General features: G+C 57.3%; 16 protein-coding genes and 1 riboswitch. Of the genes, 6 read left to right on the top strand and 10 right to left on the bottom strand.

The genetic code is table 11. From position 1 onward, the window contains the following. Window positions 1–17: 17 nt before the first annotated feature. A complete protein-coding gene (locus F1381_RS04280) occupies window positions 18–1,709 on the bottom strand; it encodes a methyl-accepting chemotaxis protein (protein ID WP_151733584.1) in 1,692 nt (563 codons plus the stop codon). Window positions 1,710–2,144: 435 nt separating this feature from the next. Next, a riboswitch (cyclic di-GMP riboswitch) is annotated at window positions 2,145–2,237 on the top strand. 72 nt (window positions 2,238–2,309) lie between these two features. Here F1381_RS04280 and F1381_RS04275 point away from each other — a divergent pair. Beyond that, window positions 2,310–4,187, top strand: a complete 1,878-nt coding sequence (locus F1381_RS04275; RefSeq protein WP_187355191.1) for a flagellar assembly protein A — start codon at window positions 2,310–2,312, stop codon at window positions 4,185–4,187. Between the two features lie 86 nt (window positions 4,188–4,273). On the opposite strand, the gene F1381_RS04270 is transcribed toward F1381_RS04275, so the two are convergent. Together F1381_RS04270 and F1381_RS04265 are read right to left on the bottom strand one after the other, a co-directional pair. After that, complete coding sequence (locus tag F1381_RS04270; RefSeq protein ID WP_151733582.1) at window positions 4,274–4,876, bottom strand: flavin reductase family protein; 603 nt, start codon at window positions 4,874–4,876, stop codon at window positions 4,274–4,276. Between the two features lie 23 nt (window positions 4,877–4,899). After that, window positions 4,900–5,802 (bottom strand): DMT family transporter, encoded by a 903-nt coding sequence (locus F1381_RS04265; protein ID WP_151733581.1) that lies wholly within the window; start codon window positions 5,800–5,802, stop codon window positions 4,900–4,902. A gap of 98 nt (window positions 5,803–5,900) precedes the next feature. On the opposite strand from F1381_RS04265, the gene F1381_RS04260 reads away from it, so the two are divergent. Both F1381_RS04260 and F1381_RS04255 read left to right on the top strand, forming a co-directional pair. Further along, on the top strand, window positions 5,901–6,797 hold the full coding sequence (locus F1381_RS04260) for a LysR family transcriptional regulator (RefSeq protein ID WP_151733580.1): 897 nt from the start codon (window positions 5,901–5,903) through the stop codon (window positions 6,795–6,797). A 45-nt stretch (window positions 6,798–6,842) separates the two neighbouring features. Beyond that, on the top strand, window positions 6,843–7,817 hold the full coding sequence (locus F1381_RS04255) for an aldo/keto reductase (protein ID WP_151733579.1): 975 nt from the start codon (window positions 6,843–6,845) through the stop codon (window positions 7,815–7,817). A gap of 438 nt (window positions 7,818–8,255) precedes the next feature. Here the strand turns inward: F1381_RS04255 and F1381_RS04250 are convergent, their stop codons facing one another. After that, window positions 8,256–9,110, bottom strand: a complete 855-nt coding sequence (locus tag F1381_RS04250) for a manganese catalase (protein ID WP_151733578.1) — start codon at window positions 9,108–9,110, stop codon at window positions 8,256–8,258. Window positions 9,111–9,293: 183 nt separating this feature from the next. Next, on the bottom strand, window positions 9,294–10,946 hold the full coding sequence (gene hcp, locus F1381_RS04245) for a hydroxylamine reductase (RefSeq protein ID WP_151733577.1): 1,653 nt from the start codon (window positions 10,944–10,946) through the stop codon (window positions 9,294–9,296). 144 nt (window positions 10,947–11,090) lie between these two features. On the opposite strand from hcp, the gene F1381_RS04240 reads away from it, so the two are divergent. Both F1381_RS04240 and F1381_RS04235 read left to right on the top strand, forming a co-directional pair. Further along, window positions 11,091–11,777, top strand: coding sequence for a Crp/Fnr family transcriptional regulator (locus tag F1381_RS04240; protein WP_151733576.1), 687 nt, complete (start codon window positions 11,091–11,093; stop codon window positions 11,775–11,777). A gap of 36 nt (window positions 11,778–11,813) precedes the next feature. Continuing rightward, window positions 11,814–13,205, top strand: coding sequence for an aldehyde dehydrogenase (locus F1381_RS04235; protein ID WP_151733575.1), 1,392 nt, complete (start codon window positions 11,814–11,816; stop codon window positions 13,203–13,205). A gap of 69 nt (window positions 13,206–13,274) precedes the next feature. Here F1381_RS04235 and F1381_RS04230 read toward each other — a convergent pair whose 3' ends face one another. Then, on the bottom strand, window positions 13,275–16,241 hold the full coding sequence (locus tag F1381_RS04230) for an ABC transporter substrate binding protein (protein ID WP_151733574.1): 2,967 nt from the start codon (window positions 16,239–16,241) through the stop codon (window positions 13,275–13,277). A gap of 278 nt (window positions 16,242–16,519) precedes the next feature. Between F1381_RS04230 and F1381_RS04225 the strand changes: the two genes are divergently transcribed. Further along, window positions 16,520–16,690: a hypothetical protein gene (locus tag F1381_RS04225; RefSeq protein WP_187355190.1), complete on the top strand. Its 171-nt coding sequence runs from the start codon at window positions 16,520–16,522 to the stop codon at window positions 16,688–16,690. 80 nt (window positions 16,691–16,770) lie between these two features. On the opposite strand, the gene F1381_RS04220 is transcribed toward F1381_RS04225, so the two are convergent. The 4 genes from F1381_RS04220 to F1381_RS04205 form a co-directional block, all read right to left on the bottom strand. Then, the gene (locus F1381_RS04220; RefSeq protein ID WP_151733572.1) at window positions 16,771–19,125 is read right to left on the bottom strand and encodes a glycoside hydrolase family 65 protein; all 2,355 of its coding nucleotides are present in this window, start codon (window positions 19,123–19,125) and stop codon (window positions 16,771–16,773) included. A gap of 48 nt (window positions 19,126–19,173) precedes the next feature. After that, a complete protein-coding gene (locus F1381_RS04215; protein WP_151733571.1) occupies window positions 19,174–20,262 on the bottom strand; it encodes a carbohydrate ABC transporter permease in 1,089 nt (362 codons plus the stop codon). Beyond that, on the bottom strand, window positions 20,262–21,377 hold the full coding sequence (locus F1381_RS04210; RefSeq protein WP_151733570.1) for a carbohydrate ABC transporter permease: 1,116 nt from the start codon (window positions 21,375–21,377) through the stop codon (window positions 20,262–20,264). The genes F1381_RS04215 and F1381_RS04210 overlap by 1 nt, the downstream gene beginning before the upstream one ends. Window positions 21,378–21,487: 110 nt before the next feature. After that, window positions 21,488–22,918 (bottom strand): ABC transporter substrate-binding protein, encoded by a 1,431-nt coding sequence (locus F1381_RS04205; RefSeq protein ID WP_151733569.1) that lies wholly within the window; start codon window positions 22,916–22,918, stop codon window positions 21,488–21,490. Window positions 22,919–23,188: the final 270 nt, after the last annotated feature.

The raw sequence follows: 23,188 nt of genomic DNA, 5'->3' as shown, positions 1-23,188 counted from the left end.
GGCCGCCCTGAGCCTTCTTACAGCTTGAAGCGGCTAAGCGACTTCTGCAGTTCTTCCGAGGTAGCCGCCAGCTCCTGCGAGGCGGCGAACAGCTGGGCCAGCGTATCGGTCTGCCCGCCGGCTTCTCCGGCAACCGCGCCGGCCCGACCGCTGGTACCCTGGGCGATGACCGACACCTCATGCATCGCCGCTGTAATTTCTTCGGCCCCGGCGGACATCTGCTCCGCTGCAGCCGCCATATCCGCGACCCGCTCTGCTACTTCGGCACCGGCCCGCACAATTTCCGCAAACTGTTCATTCGTAATCCCGCTCAGCTCCATTCCGAAGGCCACTTCTGTGGAGATTTCCTGCATGGCTTGTCCGGAGATCAGAAGCTCGCTCTGAATTTGCCCGATCAGGCCGGTAATCTGGACCGATGCCTGGGAGGAATGCTCGGCAAGCTTGCGGATTTCCGCCGCTACCACGGCAAACCCCCGTCCAGCCTCCCCGGCCCGTGCCGCCTCAATGGAAGCATTAAGCGCCAGCAGATGCGTCTGGCCGGATACACCCTGTATCAGCTCCAGGATCCCTGTAATATCCTGCATTCTCTGACCCAACTGCAGCATTTGCCCCTCAGTCTGCTCCACCGCCTGCGCAATCCCGGCCATCCGGCCGCTGAGCCGCTGCATGTGCATAGCGCCTTCCTCCGCCCGTACGCTGGACTCCGCGGTAAGCTCGTTGATTCCGGAGGCCGTCTCGGCGACGCGTGAAATGGCGATGGCCTCTTCCTCCATGGCGAGCAAGCTCTCTTTCAGGCTGACCTGCTGGACGCCTGCCTCGGCCGCAACCTCTTCCGCCACCTGCGCCATACGTCCGGCCTGATCCGTGGTCTGTCTGGCGACAGCCAGCAATTCTTCGGTGGACGCCGTTATTTTATCTGACGCACGGATTCCGTCTTCCATCAGCGCTTTCAGATTAACTCTCATTTCGGCATAGCCCGAAGCCAGCCGGCCCACTTCATCCCCGGAGGCATCGGACACCTCTGCCGTGAAATCGCCCCGGCCTGCGGCCACCAGTGCTGCAGTTATCCGCGACAATCTCATCTTGATACGGCCGATATAATAGAGCAGCACCAGGATACCTGCCGCAGCGGCCAAGCCGCTCAGCAGAATGAACTTGCGCATGAATTCGCCCGTCAGCGTCTGAATCAGATCCTGCGGCGCTCCGACATAAAGGATGCCGACAACCTCGCCGCCTTCACCGCGCAGCGGTTCGTAAGCCGTCTGGTAGGTCCGGCCGACAACAACCGCTTCGCCGAAATAGCTCTCACCCCGGCCGATCACGGCCTCTTCCACCGCTGCCGACACCGTGGTTCCGACGGCACGCGCACCTTCATCGTTCAATACATTAGTGGCTGCACGGGTGTTTCCCCGGAACAGCGTGACCGTACCGCCTGTAGCCTCGGCGATCTGGTCAACAAGTGCATCATTGCCGCTGATCAGCATACCGCCTTTATATAAGGACTCGCCTTCCACCCTCCACTCCCCCGGAAGGCTGCCCTCAAGCAGAAGTCTGCTCATGTTCAAATCGCTTTTTGCTTTTTCCGTACCAAACCGCTCAATAGCATCCTCCATCGAACGGACGGCCACAAACGCGGACAACACGGCGAAGACGACCAGAATTCCCATCACTAGACTGCTGATTTTGGTGGCCATACTTGCGTTTTTCATCTTTTCCCTCTCCCGCTGTCCATATTATTCAAGCCGGGTACAGTCCGCCTCAGAGCGGCTGGATCTACCCTCTTTGCTTTATTTATCGAACACCGGGGGGCCGGTGATTAGCTATTTTTTGTAGGTATGCTTATATTCTCTTTTTTTCGTTCAAATTCTAGAAACAGCAAGCTAACAGATGGCTTTTGAAGGGCAGCATTCCCGACTTACATACTGATTTTATAGTCAATATTACCTAGAATCCGCCATTATAAAATATTTGTAAAATATATAATTATATGTTTTTAAAAACAAATATTTTTATTGATAATTTATTCCTCAAAGACTAGAATTAAGGTTGTTTGCAGATGCATGCTTGCAGTTTCTTTACTATAACTTTCATTTGTCGATTTAAGTCGATTTGTTCGCCTCAATGCTGAGTGTATATCATTATTCGATTTCAAAAGGCAAACTGCCCGAAAGGACAGGACGCAAAGCAATGGGCCTACGAATGCACAAATCCGCATTTACGGTTGCCAGGCTGCCACTTAAGATGCAAGCGGTCCCAGCGGCATATGGTTTACACGGGGCTCCGCTCGCTCTTCTCTGTTAGGAATGCGATTGATTATACGAAAAAGCGAGGTTACTACCATGCCGCAGCACACAGTTGAACGTTTCAGCCATGAATCCCGCCGGGCCGGGCCGCTCGGGACAAGCGGACTCCCGCTTCCCGTTATGGCGGGTTCACCGCCGGACGGTGATACGGACAATGACAAGAATGGCACCATCTTTATACAGAATAACCGCATCCACGTCACGCCGCCGTTGCCTTCCGGCAAGCCGGCCGTAATCTCCGCGATCCACCCTGTAATTCTGAAGATTGCGGGCAAGACGGTGAGTGCTCCCACGGAGATCACCTCGGCTGACCGCCTGACCTGGGAAATCATCGAGAAGCCGCTGTATCAGGTCACTGTATCCGAAGATCAGACCAAGGCTTACTTTACGCTTTACCGGGTGGAGCAGTACGCCTGGAAGCTGACGGATTGCGCCGCAGCAGCCGAAGTGACTGTACGCGCAGAGCCGGACAGCAGCGTGCTGCTGTCTACCCTGACGGTCAACCGGGTGGTCACCGAGCTGAAGGCCAGTCCTATCTTCCGCTTTCTAAATATTCCCGCTCTATATGCGGAGCTGAACTGTCCGACGTACCGGCCGGTCTGCATCGCCGAAGGCAAAGCGCCGGTCCCAGGCAGAAGCGCACGGCTGGACCAGCTGTTTAATGACGAGATTATCGCCGCGTTCCGGCGCAGCAGAGGCAGTGCAGGTACGGTCTCCATACCGCCGGCGGCCGGGATCGGACACATCGTCGCCCGGGTGCTGCCCAAGACAGAAGGCATTCCCGGTTTCGACGTCTGCGGACGGATTCTGCCCGCCCCGCCCTCCCGCGATCTCAGGCTTACATACAAGGATCAGGCGTCATTCCTGCCGGGCGGTAACCTGCTGGCCCTGTGTACGGGACGGCCGCGGTTTCTGGGTGACGGTGATGAAATTGCCATTGATTTCCCCAGGAGCTATATCGTCCCGGAAGATATGGGCCATGGAGCCGTAATGATGTTCGCGGGAGACGTGGTTTTCCCCGGCGATGCCCCGGAGTACACCACTGTGGATGCCTTCGGAAACGTGTACATCTACGGCGATGTCCGCAGCTCTGCCATCGCTGCTACCGGCAGCATCTTTGTCCTGGGCAAGGCCACGGACAGCCAACTTCACGCCGGCTGCTACGGGGTCACTTATAACCGCCTCTCCTTCTGTTGTGCCGTGCTGATCCAGGAAGTCAGCCGCCTGCGGGAAGCCTGTGCACAGCTGGCCCGCAACGTGGAGTCCCGCCAGCAGACCGTTCAATACGGGTATGTGGTCATGCTGCTGCTGGAAGACAAGTATGTTCATCTCCCCCGCCAGCTCCGGGAGCTGCTGGGAATACTGGCCGGTATGGATGCCACTTTTCCGCGCAATACAGGCCCGCTGAAGAGCATGCTGGAAATTTTTCTGCATCCGGGCCAATTTTCCCGGCATATTACCGACAACCTGCTGGACTCATTTCTTAAACAGCTTCAGGATGTCTATGACACAGTCGCCCGGCTGAAGGAGAACGAAGTGATCATTGACATCGCTGAGATCGAGGACAGTACAGTTCTTTCGGGCGGCGATCTCGTGATCCACGGGGCTGGTGTCCGGGAGAGCAAGCTGGCGGCCGGCGGCAGCATCTCTTTCCGCCAGGCTGAAGCCTTCTGCACCGGGTCAAGCGTAGAAGCAGGGCGGCGGATCGAGGCCCAGACCGTCGGAGGAAAGGCCGCCAGGGGCTCCGTACTCATTGCGGGAGAGAGCATCAGCTTCCGGCGGCTACACCGCAGCGGTGTGGCCGTCGGCGAATACGGCACCGCACTTGACGAAATGGAAGAATCTACCGTATTTACGGAGCACAGCCTGAAAGCCTATATTTAAGCCCGGACAGCAATAGCCTGCGAAGCGCCTCTAACGGCATTCGCAGGCTATTATTGTTACTTGCTTATCATGCAGACTCTTCCGGGCTACGCCTCATACTGCGGTCTTTCCAGCTCAAAGGTTTTCCCGACCAGGGAGTAGGACGATCCGGCAAGCCGACTGACAGGCTTCAGCAGGTTCACGTCGATCCGGCCCCCGTGAAGCAGCTCATCGGCAATGTGGAAGCTGAGCACCTCGCCGATCAGCAGGTCGGAGCTGCCCAGTTCAATATATTTTGCCAGACGGCATTCCATGGCGACTTTGCACTCCAGGACCCGCGGAACGTTGACCTGCTCGCCCGCAACCGCCGTCAGGCCAGCCAGCTCAAGCTCGCTGATGCCGTCCGGCGCATTGATGGAGGTATGGTTAATGGCCGCAATATTGTCTTCATCGGCCACATGCACCACAAACTCGCCGCTGCGGATAATATTGCGTGCAGTGTGCTTCGGTTCTCCGTTCGTCTTGCGGATGCAGGAGATCATCACCATCGGCGGTTCATCCCCGACAATGTTAAAGAAGCTGAACGGCGCAGCATTGACTACACCCTCTTCATTTACCGATGTTACAAAAGCGATGGGCCGGGGCAAAATACTTCCGATCAGCAATTTGTAGTTATCATGGGCGGTTTGGCTATCCGCACGGATATGCATATTCCCACTCTCCTTCTGGGTAACTAATGGGTTGTCCGCCGCCTTGCCTGCCCTGTCTGGCGGCCAATGTTCACATTTACCAGGACAATGCTGAATACAATCAGCAGCATGCCGACGACCAGATTGGGCGTGATATGCTCACCCAATAATACAACGCTTGAACCGATGGACACCAGCGGGATCAGGAAGGTGAACGCCCCGACTTTACCGGCCTCCCCTTCATTGATCAGCTTAAAGTAGATCATCCAGCCGAGCGCAATGACGAACAGGGCGATAAACAGCGTGTTGGCGATAAACGCCGGGCTCCAGGTAATGTCCGACCAGCGCTCGACCGCCGAGCCGGCTCCCAGCAGAATCACGCCGCCGATCAGAATCTGCATCGCCGTCAGCCATAGCATATCCACCCGCTGTGCGTTCCGCTTCGTGTAGACGGTGCCGAGCGCCCAGCTCAGCGCGCTGGCCAGCGCCAGCCCAACCCCCGCCGGGGAGAGGCTCCCGGTAAGCCCGCCGATGCTAAGTGCAGCGACACCGGCGAATCCGAGCAGCAGGCCGAAGAGTTTCAGGGCGTACATGCTCTCTCCCAGCCAAATCCAGGCGAAGATACCAAGCAGCACCGGCTGCAGGAATACAATTGCCGAGAACAGCCCTGAAGGCAAATAGCGCAGGCCCACGGTCTGAAAGCCGTAGTACAGCACGATACTGAGCAGCGCCGAACTTAAATAGACCGGCCATAGCTTGGCGAACTGCAGCTTGCCCCGCCGGGGCAGCGCTACGGCTACGAGCAGCAGGCCGCCGATGACCGTGCGGATTCCGGCAAACAGCAGCGGCGGAGCATAGGACAAGGCAATTTTAGAGAGCGGCCAATTGATTCCCCAGACCGCGATCAGGAACAGAAGTAAAAGCATCGTTGTATTGCGTTGTTTCATGAAAGCACCTCTATTTCTATTTTCATCATCCACATGATACAATAATCTTGCTCATAATTGAAATGAATAATAATCATGAGGTGCATAACATAATTGCTATGAATAACAATCAGATCCGCTTGTTCGTGCACATCGCCGAAACCGGCAGCTTCACCAAAGCCGGCCTTGCGCTGAATATGACCCAGCCGGCAGTCAGCCGGGCCATTGGCGCACTGGAAGAAGAGCTGGGTGTCAAGCTGCTGGTACGCGACCGCCGCCATGGCCTCATGCTGACCGATATCGGCAGACGGGTGCTGGTCCTGTTCCGTGAGATCCTCGGCGGGTTCGATAAGGTCGAGCAGGAAATTGCCGCCGAGAAGGGACTCGGGAAAGGGCTGATCCGCATCGGGGCATTTCCGGTTGCCGCCGCCCATTTTCTGCCGAAGATCATCTCGGCCATAGCCTCCAAGTATCCCGATGTTGAGATCCGCCTTTACGAGGGCTCGATCACAGAGATCAGGGAATGGCTGGAGGCGCGGGTCATTGATGCCGGGCTGGTCATTGCTCCGCCGGCGGATTTGCAATCGGTCCCGCTGTACCGGGAGAAGATGTATGCGGTGCTCCCCGAAGCCCATCCCCTGGCCCGCCGCAGCGTCATTGCCGTCCAAGATCTGGAGGATGAGCCCATGCTGATCTGCAGATCAGGTTATGAACCGCCGGTTGTGGACTGGTTCGCGCGGGGCGGCAGCCGGCTGAATGTCAAATACGAGGTGAGCGGTTATCTGACCGCACTCAATATGATCCGGGAAGGACTGGGCATCGGAGTATTATCCGAATTGACCGTTCTGGCGGCCCCGCCGGGCGTCGCCGTCCGCGAGCTGGCGCCTGAAGCTTACCGCGATATTCATATCACGCTCCATTCGCTGGAGGAAGCCTCGATTGCCGTGAAGCTGTTCATCGATACAGCGGTTGCCCTGACATCCGGTAAGCCGCCTTTTCCTGACCCGCAAGTCTAAGCCCGGCCCCATTTATCTGCATTCTGCATAAGGAGTGACTGTACCATGCATTACAACCATTTAGGAAACAGCGGACTCCAAGTCTCCGCTTTGGGTCTGGGAACCAATGCCTTCGGCAAGCGCGCCGATGAAGCTGCCTCCATCTCCATTGTTCATGCCGCGCTGGATGAGGGGATCAATTTCATTGATACCGCTAATATTTATGCCGGCACCGAATCGGAGCGGATCATCGGCCTGGCGCTGGAAGGCCGCCGCAGCGAAGCCGTACTGGCCACCAAGGCCGGGCTGCCCCGGCATCCCGGGCCTGGCGGCAGCGGCTCTTCGCGCCATCATCTGATGCTGGAGCTGGAGGGCAGCCTGCGCCGCCTGAAGACCGATTATGTCGATCTGTATCAGATCCATACGTTTGACCCGAACACGCCGCTGGAGGAAACGCTGCGCACCCTCGATGACATGGTCAGCTCCGGCAAAGTCCGCTACATCGGCGCTTCCAATTACGCCGCCTGGGAGCTGATGAAGGCGCTCGGGATCAGCGAAGCACGCAGCTTCGTAAAATACAGCTCCATTCAGTGCAGCTACTCGTTGGCTGACCGGACGCCGGAGAACGAGCTGCTGCCGCTCTGCCTCGATCAAGGACTCGGGATTATCCCCTATTTCCCGCTGGCCGGAGGCATTCTTACAGGTAAATATACGGCAGGCGGCGAAGCGCCCGCCGGCTCCAGGGCGATGACCGACCCGAACTTCACCCGCTTCTTGACGCCGGAGCGGCTGGAGCTGGGCCGGAGCGTCAGCGCTATCGCCGAAGACATCGGCACATCACCTACAGCCTTGTCCCTGGCCTGGCTGATGCGGCAGCCGGCGGTCTCCACGGTGATTGTCGGTGCAACCCAGACCGGGCAGCTGCAGCAGAACCTGCAGAGCACCCTTCTGCCGCTCGATGCCGGCACGCTGGAACGGCTGGAGCAGGCCAGCCTCCCTTTCCGGCACGGCAAGCCGTTTGCTGTGTACCGGCTGGCCTGACCCTCCGCTAGGCCCTGACACAACCAGCCCGAGCAGACTAATCAAAGGGCGGTCCCTCCCGGTGGTGCATACCCGGAGGGACCGCCGTCCTCTAATTCAGGCTTTCGGAATGGTACTCCATCGTTCGATCAATTGGTCAGGAAGCGTCGAATAACCACTTGCCGCAAATTTTAGAATATTCAAAATAAATCTCCACTGCATGATCCATTATGTTTGCGCGGCCGATCGTCATCGAGTTTGGGTAGGACACCGATTCAATATAGTCATAATCTTCCGGTTCCATCGCGCTAATCAGCTTAAACATAAGGTTCTTCAAATATATGCCAAGTCAATCATGCATCCCAGCGTACAGCACACAGAAGGACCGTTCCCCCCATACCAGGATGGCGGAGAACGGTCCTTCTGTGTAAGATCTATTCTGCAGCGGGCTGCCCGCTTTTACAGGCTTTCCATTCCTTTATTTACGATGTACGGCCCTGTCCCTAATGTTGAGTGCTGATGATCCGCCGGCTGCGCCAGGAAAGGCACACCGCCCTGCGGCACCGGCTTCGCGACATATTCGAAATGGCCGGTTCCGTCCGGCAGCGGACCGCTGGCCCAGCTGCCCTGACTGCTCTCCTCGCCTTCGGAGAGGTTCAGGAATTGGCGCGTTGCCGCTTCCACCGTCTGCTCGCGCGGGAAGGAGGCCGGGGCGATAACGCCCTCCATCTGCTCAATCTCGGCGATTGCCGCTTTCCACTGGTTCTGATGCAGAATATCGCGGGAGATCATGAAGGAGAGCATGTCGCGGATGCCAGGGTCAGTGGTCTGTTCATACAGTCGTACGACCTGTACCAGCCCTTGGGACTCCGCATTCAGATTGGCCCGGAAATCAGCCAGCAAGTTGCCGCTGGAAATAATATATTTACTGTTCCACGGATAACCGTTGCTGTCGGTCGGGGCTGCCCCCATACCGGAGACGATCAAATGCTGAGGATTCGTTCCGCCAAGCACGGCGGCGATCAGCGGGTCCTGGGCTGCAGCGTCCAGCTCGGCAGCCGGCGCGCCGTCCAGCAGCTGGGCAATCATCGTACAGAGCATCTCGACATGGCCAATTTCCTCGGTTCCGATATCCAGAAGCATGTCGCGGTATTTCTGTTCAGCCCGGCAGTTGAAGCCCTGGAACAGGTATTGCATCATTACCGACATTTCACCAAATTGTCCGCCCAGCACTTCCTGGAGCTTACGGGCGTATACCGGATCAGGTTTCTCAGGCTTGGCACGGTACTGGAGTTCCTTGATGTGATAAAACATAGTATGCATCCTCCTTATCCACAAGTGGGGTCTGGTTTTCCTGATTGAATTACCCGCCCCGCCAAAAGTTAATCGGATCGCTCTCCGGTTTTTTTGCCCCGATTTCTGATTGGCATGAAAAAAGGCCGCTCCGGCGGCGGTCATATTGACCGCTGCGGAACAGCCTTTTTCATTTGCACTTTATTACACAGCGGCAATGAACCGCTCCAGATCCTCCTGGACCGTGCTGATGCCGCCGATGCCGAAGTTCTCGACCAGCACCTTGGCCACATTCGGCGACAGGAAGGCCGGCAGCGTTGGCCCGAGGTGGATATCCTTCACGCCCAGGTACAGCAGTGCGAGCAGTACAATAACCGCTTTCTGCTCATACCAGGCAATGTTATAGGTAATCGGCAGATCGTTAATATCATCGAGGCCGAAGACTTCCTTCAGCTTGAGGGCAATGACCACCAGGGAGTACGAGTCGTTGCATTGACCCGCGTCCAGCACGCGCGGAATGCCTCCGATATCGCCGAGCGGCAGCTTGTTGTATTTGTACTTGGCGCAGCCGGCGGTAAGGATGACCGTATCACCCGGCAGCTCCGAGGCAAACTCTGTATAGTAGTTGCGGCTCTTCATCCGCCCGTCGCAGCCGGCCATGACGAAGAACTGTTTGATTGCGCCGGTCTGCACCGCTTCCACGACCTGATCGGCCACATTCATAACGGCCTCATGGGCGAAGCCCCCGATAATCTCGCCTGTCTCAATCTCTTCCGGCGCAGCGCAGCGCTTGGCCTGCTCAATCATTGCCGAGAAGTCCTTCACGCCGTCTGCAGCCGCCGCAATATGCTGCACGCCCGGATACCCTGTATTGCCGGTGGTATACAGACGGTCCTTGTAGCTGTCCTTAGGCGGTACAATGCAGTTTGTGGTCATGAGAATCGGACCGTTGAAGCTGGCGAACTCCTCATTCTGCTTCCACCAGGCATTGCCGTAGTTGCCGACGAAATGACTGTATTTCTTGAAAGCCGGATAATAATGGGCCGGCAGCATTTCGCTGTGCGTATACACATCGACGCCTGTGCCTTCCGTCTGCTTCAGCAGCTCTTCCATGTCCTTCAGGTCATGGCCGCTGATCAGGATACCCGGATTCGAACCCACCCCGATATTGACCTTGGTGATTTCCGGATGGCCGTATGTCGATGTATTGGCCTGGTCAAGCAGAGCCATGACATCGACGCCATGCTTGCCGCATTCCAGCACCAGCGCCGTCAGTTCGTCGCCGCCAAGGCTGTCGTCCAGGGTGGCTGCCAGTGCGCGTTCCATGAACGCATGGGCGCCTTCGTCGCGGTGGTTCAGCACTGCCGCGTGCTCCATATAGGCGGCCATGCCTTTCAGCCCGTAGGTGAGCAGCTCGCGCAGCGAGCGGATATCCTCGTGCTCCGTGGCCAGGACGCCGACCGTTTCCGCCTTTGCCAGCAGCTCTTCTTCTGTCACTGCGCTCCAGACCGCAGCGTCATGACCGGCGCCCGGCACGGAGATTCCCGCTTCCTGCAGCCGTGTGCTCCAGCGGCTGCGGATATCCAGACCTTCCTTGATTTTACCCGTGATGCTTTCAGGATCGAAATTTGCATTGGTAATCGTGATAAACAAGCTCTCTATGATAAACTTCTCCGATGCCATATCCGTCAATCCGTGCTCCCGGCCGCTGTGCGCAAAGATGGCAATGCCTTTCAGCGTATAAATCAGCAGATCCTGCAGTCCGGCTACTTCGCTAGTCTTACCGCATACCCCTTGTATCGTACAGCCCGTACCTTTAGCCGCCTCCTGGCATTGAAAACAAAACATGCTGCCCATTCGCTTCGCTCACTCCTTATTTGGGATTGTCCATGCAAGGCGGGACCTCTCGTCCCGCCTTTACAGTCACTGTTAATTGTAGTAGACTTTCGCCATACAATCGGTAACGGATGTTACCAAACTGCCGGACAGGAGGGAAAAATAATGCGGCCGGACCCCGCCATTCTGCAGGCCTGCCTGCTCTTCCGCGGTAAAACGGCGGAGGAGATCGAGGCGCTGCTTGGGCACATGAGCTACACCGTGCACAGCTACCCCAAGAACACACTGATTCTGGCCGAGGGCGATGTTGCCGACCGGTTGGGTATCGTGCTGGACGGCCGTGTAGAGGTGCAGAAGAGCCATCCGACGGGCAGCGGTGTCACCATCGCCCATCTGAGCAAAGGACAGACCATCGGTGAGGCCGTTCTGTTTCGCCGGGAGAACGTCGTTCCCGCTACCGTAACCGCCGCCGGCGCCTGCATGATCATGTTCATCGGCAAAGCGGAGCTGCTGCGCCTGTTCACTGCCGACACGGAGATGCTTACACGCTTTATCGAGAATTTGTCCGAACGCCTGGTGCTGGTTAACCGCAAGATCGAAATTCTCTCGGCCGGCTCGCTGCGGCGGCGCGTTATCGGTTTCCTGCTGGAGCAGGCGGCACAGCAGAGAACCGAATCCATCCTGCTGTCGTTCAGCCGGAAGGAATGGGCCGAGCATCTCAACACCGCACGCCCCTCACTCTCGCGTGAACTGGGCCAGCTGCGAAGTATGGGCTGGATTGAATTCCAGGGAAACGGCGTTACCCTGTTAAACCGCAAGGCAATGAGCGCTTATATGCGCACTGAGAAATAAGTATGGATTCTCATTCATGGAATGGAGGAAGCGAGGATGGAAAGTTTAACACCTCAGGCGGTGGAGGAGCTGCTCGCGGAGCACGGGCAGTGGTTTCACACAGGAGCGACCCGAGAGGCGGAGTTCCGGATCCGCCAGCTCGGGAAGCTGAAGGAGGCCATCCGCAAGTATGAACCGCGGATTATCTCCGCCCTGCAGCAGGATCTGCGCAAGAGCGAATTCGAAGCCTACGCCACTGAAATCGGCTTTACGCTGGACAGCATCGGCTACATGATGAAGCATCTGAAACGCTGGATGAAGCCGGTAAAGGTCAAATCGCCACTGCATCTCCTCCCTGCCCGCAGCTGGATTTACAGCGAGCCCTACGGGACCGTTCTGATTATCGGCCCGTTCAATTATCCGTTCCAGCTGCTGATCGAGCCGCTGATCGGAGCGATGGCCGCCGGCAACTGTGCCGTGCTGAAGCCGTCGGAGAGCACGCCCGCCGTCTCGGCCGTTGTGGAGGAGATGATTACGGAGACCTTTGACTCCCGCTACATTTCCGTGGTACAGGGGGAAAAAGAAACAACCGGTGCGCTGATTCACGCCCGGTTCGACTATATCTTTTTCACAGGAAGCGTTCCTGTCGGCAAAATCGTCATGGAGGCTGCGGCCAAGAACCTCACTCCCATCACGCTGGAGCTGGGCGGAAAAAGCCCCGTCATCGTCGATGCCTCAGCCAACCTGGAAATTGCCGCGAAGCGCATTGTCTGGGGCAAGCTGATCAATACCGGCCAGACCTGTATCGCCCCGGATTATCTGCTTGTCCACCAATCGGTTGCCGAGAGGCTTATTGCGCTGATTAAAGAGAGCATTACCGCCTTCTACGGCCAGAATATCCAAGGGGGCCCGGATTACGGGCGGATCGTAAACGGGCGCCAACTGCAGCGGATCGCCGGTATGATTGAACAGGATAAGCACAAGGTGATTTATGGCGGAACGGTGGACGCCGCCGACCTTTACATCGAACCGACCCTGCTGTATCCGGCGGAATGGAGCGACGCCGCCATGCAGGACGAGATCTTCGGACCGGTGCTGCCCATTATGGAGTACGGGGAGCTGGGTGAAGCCATTGCCGCCGTCAACAGCCGTCCGAAGCCGCTGGCGCTCTATCTGTTCACCGAGGACCGGCAGGTACGCCGTGAGGTGCTCAGCCGGATTTCCTTCGGCGGCGGCTGCGTCAATGACACGATCTCGCATGTGGCCAGCCCCCATCTGCCGTTCGGCGGCGTCGGGCATTCCGGGATCGGCGGTTATCACGGCAAACACAGCTTCGAGGTCTTCTCCCACCGCAAAAGCATCGTAGACCGTGGTACGAGTCCTGACCTCGGCGTTGTCTATCCGCCCTACGGCAGCAAGATCAAGCTGGCGCGGAAGCTGCTGAAGTAAAGCGGACGGGACTGGGACCGCAGGGGCCGGTTCTATAGCCGGGACCGGCCAGCTATGGGCCGACCGGTCTTAGCATGCCCGGCGGTCGGCCACCCACTCCGCCACTTCATGCTGCGGAATCGGCCGGCTGATATAATAGCCCTGGATCTTGTCGCAGCGGGTGCGTTCCAGGAAGGCAAGCTGCTCAGGGGTTTCCACGCCTTCGGCGGTCACACGCAGGCCCATATCATGGCCGATGGTGACAATGGAACTGGCCAGCGACATATTATTGGGCGAATCGATGCTGTCGATAAACGACTTGTCGATCTTGAGAGTCGTAATCGGCAGCTGCTTCAAATAACTGAGCGAGGAATAACCGGTGCCGAAATCATCGAGCGCAATACCGATGCCCAGCGATTTCAGCGTCTCCAGCTTGCTGCTGATTGCTTCGAATGATTCCATAAAGATGGATTCCGTAATTTCCAGCTCCAGGAATTCCGGGGCCAGTCCCGTATCCCGCAGCACCTCCAGCACCATATCGGCGAAATCATCCAGCATCAGCTGAATGACCGAGATATTGACCGAGATATGATAATGCGGGAAGCCCTGGTCCTGCAATCCCTTGATGAATCTGCAGGCGGTGCGCAGCACCCATTCGCCGATCGGAACGATCAGCCGGCAATCCTCGGCGATGCGGATGAACGTGAGCGGCGATACCCGCCCGAGCTCCGGGCTGTTCCAGCGGATCAGCGCCTCGAAGCCCCATACCTCGCCGGAGGTGGTATCCACCAGAGGCTGATAGTGGAGAGACAATTCGTCATTCTCTATCGCATTCCGCAGATGGCTCTCAATAATCATCCGGTCATCGAAATGCTGCTGCATGGCCTGACCGTAGATGACATACCCCCCTTTGCCCGCTTCCTTGGCTTTGTACATGGCGATATCGGCATTCTTCAGCAGCTCCTCGGCGTTGTGCCCGTTCTCCGGGTATTGGGCAATCCCGATGCTGGCGGAGATATGCACAGTGCTGGTATGCAGCCGGAAAGGCTCCCTGAAGGCCTGCACCAGCGACTCGGCATAAGCATTTACCTCAGAGAGTCCGCCGGTATCCTGGAACAGGATCACAAATTCATCTCCGCCGAAGCGGAAATGCCGGCTGAGCCTGTTCGAGCAGCTAAGCAGACGTTCTCCAACCTGCACGAGCAGCTCGTCGCCAAAGCTGTGGCCCATCGTGTCATTGATGTATTTGAAATTATCGATGTCGAGGAAGAACAGCGCCGCCTGGCCGCCGGCATTCTGGCGGATGAACCGCTGCAGCTCTTCGGTCAGCGACAGACGGTTCGGCAGGCCGCTAAGCGCATCATTATATGCAAGCAGCCTGTACTTCTCTTCGCTCAGCCGGAGGAGCGATTCATTCTCCACCACCTTGTTATACTGCTCCAGCAGCTCATCCTGAAGGGCCGTCAGCTCCTCATAGGTCTGCTCAAGCTCCTGATAGCTCATCTGGAGCTTGCTTTCCACCCCTTTGCGGTCGGTGACATCGACCATGGAGCCGGCGAAGCGCACATATCCGCCCTCCGGGCTGCGCAGCACCTTCCCCCGGGCCTGGAACCACTTGTACTCGCCCGCCTTGCCCCGCATCCGGAACTCGGCGTAGTAATACGCAGTACGCCCCTTCAGATGCAGCGTCCGCTGGCGGTTCTCTTCCTCGGCGTCCTCGGGATGAACCAGGCCCATCCAGCCATTCTCGCTCTCGCCGACTTCACCGCGCTCATAGCCGAGCAGCTCGTACCAGCTGTCCGAGAAATAATATTGCATCGAGCGCATATCCACGTCCCAAATCACGGCATCCGCACCGTACGTGGCCAAGTTGAACCGCTCATTGCTTTGTTCCAGGTTGCGGCGGATTCTTTTGACCAGCTGCACATAAAACAGAAGAACCAATATAAAAGCCACAAGCACTGCAAACGCGGCGGCAATGCTGAGCACCAGTACTTTATAAGTTTCATAGAAGGAGAACGGCCGGTTGATCACTTCGCTGCCGGCAGGCAGCCTGTCTTCCTGTATGCCAAAGTGCTGCAGCTCATTGTAGTCGAACACCTGGCGTACACTGCTGCCTGCAACAAAAGGAATATCACCGGCCCGCTCTCCTGAGAGGACGCGCAGCGCCAGCCCGGCTGCAGTCTGCCCCTGAATCCGTCCGCTGATCAGACTGCCTCCGAAGGCCCCGTGGTTCAGGCCGAAATCATAGATATGATATACAGGGACGCTGCTGTGCTCCGCCAGCTCGCCGGAGAACCGCTCGAACTCCGTAATTCTGCCAGTGGAATCACTGTAGTATGTAGTCATCAGCACAATGCTGTCCGCAGACAGACTGGATGCCTGCTCTAAAATTTCTTCATTGGATAAGGAATTCATCGGAACCACTTCCAGCTTCGGCTGCAGCGCAGCGATCTGGTCCATTACCATTTGTCCGGTCGATAGTCCGCTTTCCGTATTGTCGTATACGACATACACCCTGCGGAGCGCCGGATTGATTTCGAGCGCAAGCTTTACGGTCTGCGCCGGGGCGATGGACTCTATGACACCGGTCAGGTTGTCTTGCTCCTGCAGGCTGGCCGCCCCCAGCTCGTTAATGCCGCTGAAGACAATCGGTGCATCGTTTAACAGCTCCCTGCGGTATTTCATAGCGAAATTAAGCGCGGCATCATCGGTCGTAATGACTGCGTCAAGATGCACATCCTGATATTTGAACCGGATCATCTGGTAGAAATGCTCTAGGCTGCCCGTGCTGGGGTAACGTTTCCAATCCATATACTCGCTGTAAATCACCGGTATGCTTCCGGCTTTTTTAAGCTGCTCCTCTATACCTGCACTCTGATCGTCCGTCCAGGCAAAGCCCTTCTGGTAGGAATGCAGAATGAGCACATTTTGTACCGGCAGTTCCGCAGTGTCTGCATTTGCATAGGCAGAACCGGGCAATGCCGCACCGGCGGTCATCAGGATTAGCGCAAGCCAGCCGGTCAACACCCTGAGGTATAATCTCTTAACGCTCATTCGCACACTCCCATTCCTTTGTCGCAAAGTAACTAACGGGATCCTTCGAGATTTGCGGATTTTTGCCGGTTTCGCCCCATCCTCCTTATGAGCGCCAAACTGCGCTTACTCTTCTTAATTCGGGTTTTCCATTTAATTTATTTATAAGCTTAATTAACTTATTAGTAAATAAAATTCATTGTAAAATATTCCGGGTTCATCTTCATTATATGAGGAATCCGGAGGAGATAAAACAGGCAGGTTAGTTATAGAAGGAAAGTGTTGTATGAATTGAAGAAATGGGAAGAGGAACGGGCGCGGCACCTGCGTTTGGCAGGCTTGATAAAGAGCACGGGTCTGGTCGGATCTTCTGGAAAAAAGCCGTATTTTCGCAGTTTCCCGCGAAATACGGCGATTTTAGTCGCACAAAACAAGACTACTTCATTCAAGGCGGCTTCTTCAGCGCCTGACTAGCCCGCCCGGCTCCCCGGAGGAAGCGGGGCGGTGATTCGGGCCGCCTTCGGGAAAGCCCTCTCCCCCAAGCCTTACCCTAAAGCAGAGCGGTGGTTACCGGCACAGACGGCTGGAGCCGGAGCATACGATCCCGGTGCCGCAGCTCCAGCGCTTCGCCTTCCAGCAGGGTATAGACAACCGAGCTGCGGGTTACGCCGACCTCCAGCAGCCGGCCGGAGAACGTTATTCTGAAGCGGTAGCTGTCCCACCGGGGCGGCAGGCACGGAGCGAAGCTAAGCCCTCCCTCCGACTGACGCATACCGGCAAAACCGTTGACCACAGACATCCACGAGCCGGCCATGGCGGCCATATGCAGCCCGTCCTGGGCATTGCGGTTGATGTCGTCGAGATCCATCCGGACCGTGCGTCCGAAATAGTCGTACGCGCCGCCGAGATCGCCGATCTCTGCGGAGACAATACTGTGAATGCAGGGGGAGAGGGAGGAATCATGCGTAGTAAGCGGCTCATAATAGGCATAATTCCGCCGTTTCTCTTCCAGACTGAACCGGCTGCCCAGCAGAAACAGCACCATGACGAGATCTGCCTGCTTCAATACCTGGTGGCGGTAAATGACCAGTGGGTGATAATGCAGCAATAGGGGGTATTTATCCGCCGGTGTACCCGCGAAATCCCACTGCCGTTTGGAGAGAAACGTGTCGTCCTGCGCATAGATGCCCAGCTTCCCGTCATAAGGAATGTACATGCGCTCCGCAGCTTCCCGCCAGCCCGCAATTTCCTCTGCGCTCAGACCGAGCTCCCGCTGCAGCCGCGCGTAATCGGCGGGATACTCCCGCTGCAGCAGCTGCGCCGTCTCCACGGCATACAGGAGCTGTTCCTGCACCATCAGGTTGGTATAGGCGTTGTTGTTCACAATGGCCGTGTACTCGTCCGGTCCGGTAACGGCATCAATGCAGAAGGCTCCGTCCCGCGCCGGGTTGAAATAGCCGAGATCCGCCCAGAAGCGTGAGGTCTCAAAAAGCATTTCCGCCCCCCGGGAGGCGAGGAAATCCGTATCGCCCGTCGCCTGCACATACTGCTTCAGCGCGTAAGCGATATCGGCGTTGATATGCGCCTGGGCTGTGCCGGCCGGAAAGTAGGCCGAATTCTCCTCCCCGCCGATGGTGCGCCACGGATACAGCGCACCCTTCTGCGACATGACGGCTGCCCGTTCGCGGGCTTTGCCGAGCGTCGCACAGCGGAACTCCAGCAGCGCCCGGGCAATTTCGGGCTTGGTATAGATGAAAAAGGGCAGCATGTACATCTCCGTATCCCAGAAATAATGCCCTTCGTAGCCCTCGCCGGTCAGCCCCTTGGCGGCGATATTCGTCCGCCCGTCCTTGCCCGCCGACTGCAGCAGCTGGAAGGCATTGAAGCGCAGGCCCTGTTGCAGCGCGGCATCGCCTGCGATCTCCACGTCGGCGCGGCTCCAGAAGAGCTCCAGCTCCTTCTGCTGCTCGGCAGCCAGCTGCGCGAAGCCGCTCTCCGCCGCCTGGATCAGCACCGCTGTGCTGCGCTCCGTTAGCTCCGCTTCCGCCACATCCCTTGTGGTATGGTAAGCGATGTATTTGGTCAATCCGGCCGTCTCACCCTGCCGCAGATTCAGCCCGAAGCTGAGCGTCAGCCGCTGGCCGCGCTGCTCCCATTGCCCCTGCCGGCCGGAAGCCACACGCAGCACATGCCTGGCCGCCGTCAGCAGGGCGAAGCCGGTGCGGCGCGTCCGCTGCTTCAGCCACAGCGTCGAAGACTCCGGCGCGCAGCCGGAATCCTCGTACAGCAGGCTCGGCTCGCCGGAGCCCGAGCCCAGGCGGGGGTCACTGCCGCCTGCCTCCTTCACAATCTCCCCGTCGATCGCCGAACGGAGGGTCAGCTCACCGCTGAAGTTCAGGGCCGTTACTTCGTAATCAATAACGGCCAGGTGCTTGTGCCGGAGCGGCACCATCCGCCGGATGCGGAGCTGCACGCGGCAGCCGTCCGGCGACTCCCAGTCGATCTCGCGGTGAAGGATGCCGCCCTGCATATCGAGCCGCCGGCGGTAGGAGTGGACGGTTCCGTGGCCCAGATGAAACTTCCGGCCCGCAAGCTCCAGCTCAATGATCCGCGCATCGGCTACGTTCAGCATCGCGTGATTCCGCTCCGGATACCCGTAGGCCCCTTCCGGATACCGGACCGGCTCCCAGTCATGGAAGCCGTTTAAATAATTGCCCGGCACCGTACTCCCCTGCGATCCATGGTAGCCTTCCTCAAAATTCCCCCGCATCCCGATATAGCCGTTGCCCAGGGCAAACACGCTTTCACTCCGCTGATTATGTTTATCTTCAAAAGCATCCTCGGACAGGCTCCATTCTTCGTACGGGTACAACGCCGGGGGATGCTCATAAGGCTTCCGCTTCATCAAATTTACACTCCTCCCCGCTTTGGTAGTATCGCGCCGGCATCAGACCTAGCCTTTAACCGACCCGCCCATCAGCCCGCGCACGAAATACTTCTGCAGCAGGAAGAAGACCGCCAGCGGCATCAGCATGGAGATGAAGGCGGCGGAGGTAAGCAGATGCCAGTCATTGCCCCGCGAGCCGGCGAGATCGGCGATCTTCATCGACATCACCTGAACCGACGGCTGGTTGCCGATAAAGATCAGCGAGACCAGATAATCATTCCACACCCACAGGAACTGGAAGATGCCGATAGAAGCCAGCGCCGGTACGGACAGCGGCAGGATGAGCCGGCTGAAGATGGTGAAGTGGCTTGCCCCGTCAATGAATGCCGATTCAAACAAATCCTTCGGAAGCTGGCTGATAAAGTTGTACATAAAATAGGTAACCAGCGGCAGGCCAAAGGCGGTATGCGCCAGCCAGATGCCGAGGTAGCTGCCGTTCAGTCCGAGCGCCGTATAATCCTTGAGCACCGGAATCAGCGCCACCTGCAGCGGAATCACCAGCATGGCGATGATCATGACAAACAGCGTTTTGCGGCCGGGGAAGCGCAGCCAGGCGAAGGCGTATGCGGCAAAAGAGGCGATCAGCACCGGAATGACCGTCGCCGGAACGGCGATCGTCAGTGTATTCCAGAACGCCTGCGACAGCCCCGTGCCCTTCTGTACCGTCTCGCTGCCGTCCGCTTCCTTCAGCTTGTATTCCTTGCCGGAGAGCACATTCTTATAGTTCTCGACCGTCAGGTCAGGCACGGTCTGCCAGCCCTGCTCCTGGACATTGACGGTACGGGCCCGGCGGTTCTCCCAGATCAGCTGCTTGCCGTCCGCCTCCACGCCGGCCTTCAGCTGTTCATCGGTATAGGTCTTCCCGTTCACCTCAATCGGTCCGCGCAGATCCACCTCCTTGGAGAGCTGCAGCGTCTCGCCGGCCGTATATTCCTGATGGGGGAACACCTTCCACCAGCCGCTCTGCAGAATATCCGCCGCCGGGCGGAAGGAGGAAATGAACAGTCCCAGTGTCGGTACCAGCCAGATGAAGCAAATCACTCCCAGCACCAGATTGACAACGACCTTACCGCGCTTCCGTTTGCGCTTGACCATCAGAATCCCCCCTGCTTGCGGAACTGGCGCAGATTAATCAGAATTACCGGAGTGACTGCAATCAGCAGCACAATGGCCAGCGTCGAGCCGTACCCGAAGTTGCGGTACATAAAGAACTGCCGGTAGAACTGCGTGGCTACGACCTCCGTATCGTATTGACCGCCCGTCATCACCATGACGACGTCAAATATTTTCAGCGTAAAGACGATAATGGTGGTGGTTACCGTCAGTATGGTGGTGGAGATATAAGGAATCATGATGCGGAAAAAGGTCTTGACCTCCCCTGCCCCGTCCACGCGCGCCGCCTCCAGAATATCCTCGGGCACCCCTTTGATGGCTGCGGAGAAGATGACCATGGCGAACCCGGTCTGCATCCAGATGAGAATAATGATGAGGAAAAAATTGTTCCACGGCTGCAGCATGCTGGTCCAGGCCTGCGGTTCCCCGCCGAAGGCGGTGACGATCGCATTGAGCAGACCGATCTGCTCGGTGCCCGGCTGGTAATAGTATACGAACTTCCAGATCACGCCGGCGGCGACGAAGGAAATGGCCATCGGCATAAAAATAATCGATTTGGCGAGCTTCTCAAAGCTGCTGCGGTCGGCCAGAATGGCAATCAGCAGCCCGAGGACGACGCATGCCAGCGTACCCACGAACACCCAGAGCAGGTTGTTGCGCAGCGCGGTGCCCATGAGACGGTCGCTGAATATTGCCGCATAGTTGGCCAGTCCGACGAATTTCTCCGAGGAGGCATTGAATAAGCTTAAATACAGTGTCCGCAGCGCAGGCAGCACCAGCAGCCAGCCGAGCAGCAGCACCGCCGGCCCCACAAAGACAAAGGGCAGAATACGCCGCCGGAGCCGCTCCGGGTACCGCTCCGCCGCCCAGTTGAGCGTATAGTAAATCAGGTAGACGCCGAGCACGCCCCACAGCACAGCGAGCACAGCCGTGAACAGCGGATTCAGCGCGGAATCCCGGAAGAATACAAAGATCGCCCCGTTGACCGCAATGTTGCCAAGCAGGACAAGCAGGGAGAGCAGCACCGCTCCCGTGCTGATTCTCTGCCGGGTCTGCGGTCCTCCGGTTCCCTGGTTGCGCTTCAGTTGTGTCTCCATATCAGTACCTCCTAATAGAAACAGCTCTGCTAACATACAAGAAGAGGGACAGAACGATTATTATGCCCGTTGTCCCTCTTCTTCCGCTCATGCTTTACATGGCCAATCCGTTAATTGTTCCAGCCTTCCTGAATCTGTTTCAGTGCCTCATCGAGAGTGGCCGTGCCGCTGATATAATCGGTCATCCCTCTCCAGAAGGTGCCTGCGCCCACCTTGCCCGGCATCAGGTCAGAGCCGTCGAAGCGGAGCGTCGAAGCGTCCTGCACCAGCTGTGCCATCCGTTTGTCGGATTCGGACGTATACCAGTCCAGCGAAGCGTCGTTCATCGGCGCGATGACCCCGCCGGATTGCACCCAGTTCTTAATGGATTCGCCGGTAGTGAAGAATTCCATCACCGCACGGACCTCCGGACGGTCATTGAACATGGCGTAGATATCGCCTGCGACCAGCACCGGCTTGCCGTACTGCTCATCGATCGGCGGCAGATAGAACCAGTCATAGTCTTCATCGACCTTGGCCGTTTCCGGGAAGAAGCTGGTGATGAAGTTGCCGAGCATATTGAACCAGGCCTTAGGCGGGTTGTCGAACATCGGCTTCGGTGCATCGCCGAAGGCCGTAGTCACAATGGATTTAGTGCCGCCGTAAACATAGTCCTCGTTCAGCCAGATCTTCGACATAATATCCACGGCATTCTTCACTTCAGGCGAAGTAAACGGCAGCTCTCCGCTTACCCATTTATCATAGTTCTCAGGCGTTGTGGTCCGCAGCATGATGTTCTCCACCCAGTCGGTGGCCGGCCAGCCGGTGGCCGCGCCACTCTCAATGCCGATTGTCCAGGCCGGATCGCCGTCCTTGGCAATCTGCTCAGTCAGCGCCATCAGCTCATCCCAGGTCTGCGGTACGGTATAGCCGGCTTCCTCAAACTGCTTCTTCGGATACCACACCAGGCTCTTCACATTGCTGCGGTTCCAGATCCCGGCCATAATCTTGCCGTCCTTGCCGTCCATCGTGGACATATCCAGCCAGCTCTGATTGTAGTTGGCCTTCAGCTTCTCCTGGTCAAGCACGCCGGTCAGATCAATGACCTTGCCGGTCTTGGCAATGGAGGCGAGCAGGCCGGGCTGCGGGAAGTCGGCGATATCCGGCGCATTGCCGCCGTCTACGCGGACGTTGATGGTCGCTTCGAATTCCTTGGAGCCTTCATATTGGATATCGATGCCCGTCTTCTCTTCAAATTCCTTGATACTGCTCTCGAATTTCACCTGGTCAGCGTCCACAAACGGGCCGAACATTGTAACTTTGGTACCTTTATAATCGCCGTTCAGCGCTGCCGCCAGCGGAGAGGCACCCGGCTCAGCGGCACCACTATTTGCAGGTTCTGCGTTGTTACCTGAATTTTGAGTACTGGTTGCTGCCGGAGGGTCGGTAGGAGCCGCATTGTTGCTGTTGTTGCCGTTGCCGCCGCAGGCGCTGAGCAGCAGGGTAAACGATAGGCCCAGCGTCATGGCCAGGGACAGCTTGCGTTGAGGAGCTTTGTTCATTCTTTAATACATCCCCTTTGAATGATTTAGAGATTGCTCTTCCGTTTGACCTTGGTGTTCAATCCGGATTGCAGTCTTCACCTCCTTGCAAAGCTTTTCAGAGAAAAGAATGGGTTGTATTCAAAATCTGAGGCAGGAATTATGAGGGCTATAGCGCTTACATTTCCATATTACCATAGTGTTCAAACGTTTCCAATACTCTCTATCGGCAATTTTAATTCTTTTTTGCTCATCCTTTCCACCTGCCGGCTGCAGAGCTAACGTTACATA

It is taken from the genome of Paenibacillus tengchongensis (genome assembly GCF_008973665.1).
In the GTDB taxonomy this organism is placed as follows: Bacteria; Bacillota; Bacilli; order Paenibacillales; family Paenibacillaceae; genus Paenibacillus_AQ; species Paenibacillus_AQ tengchongensis.
This window is presented reverse-complemented; position numbering and strand designations above follow the sequence as displayed.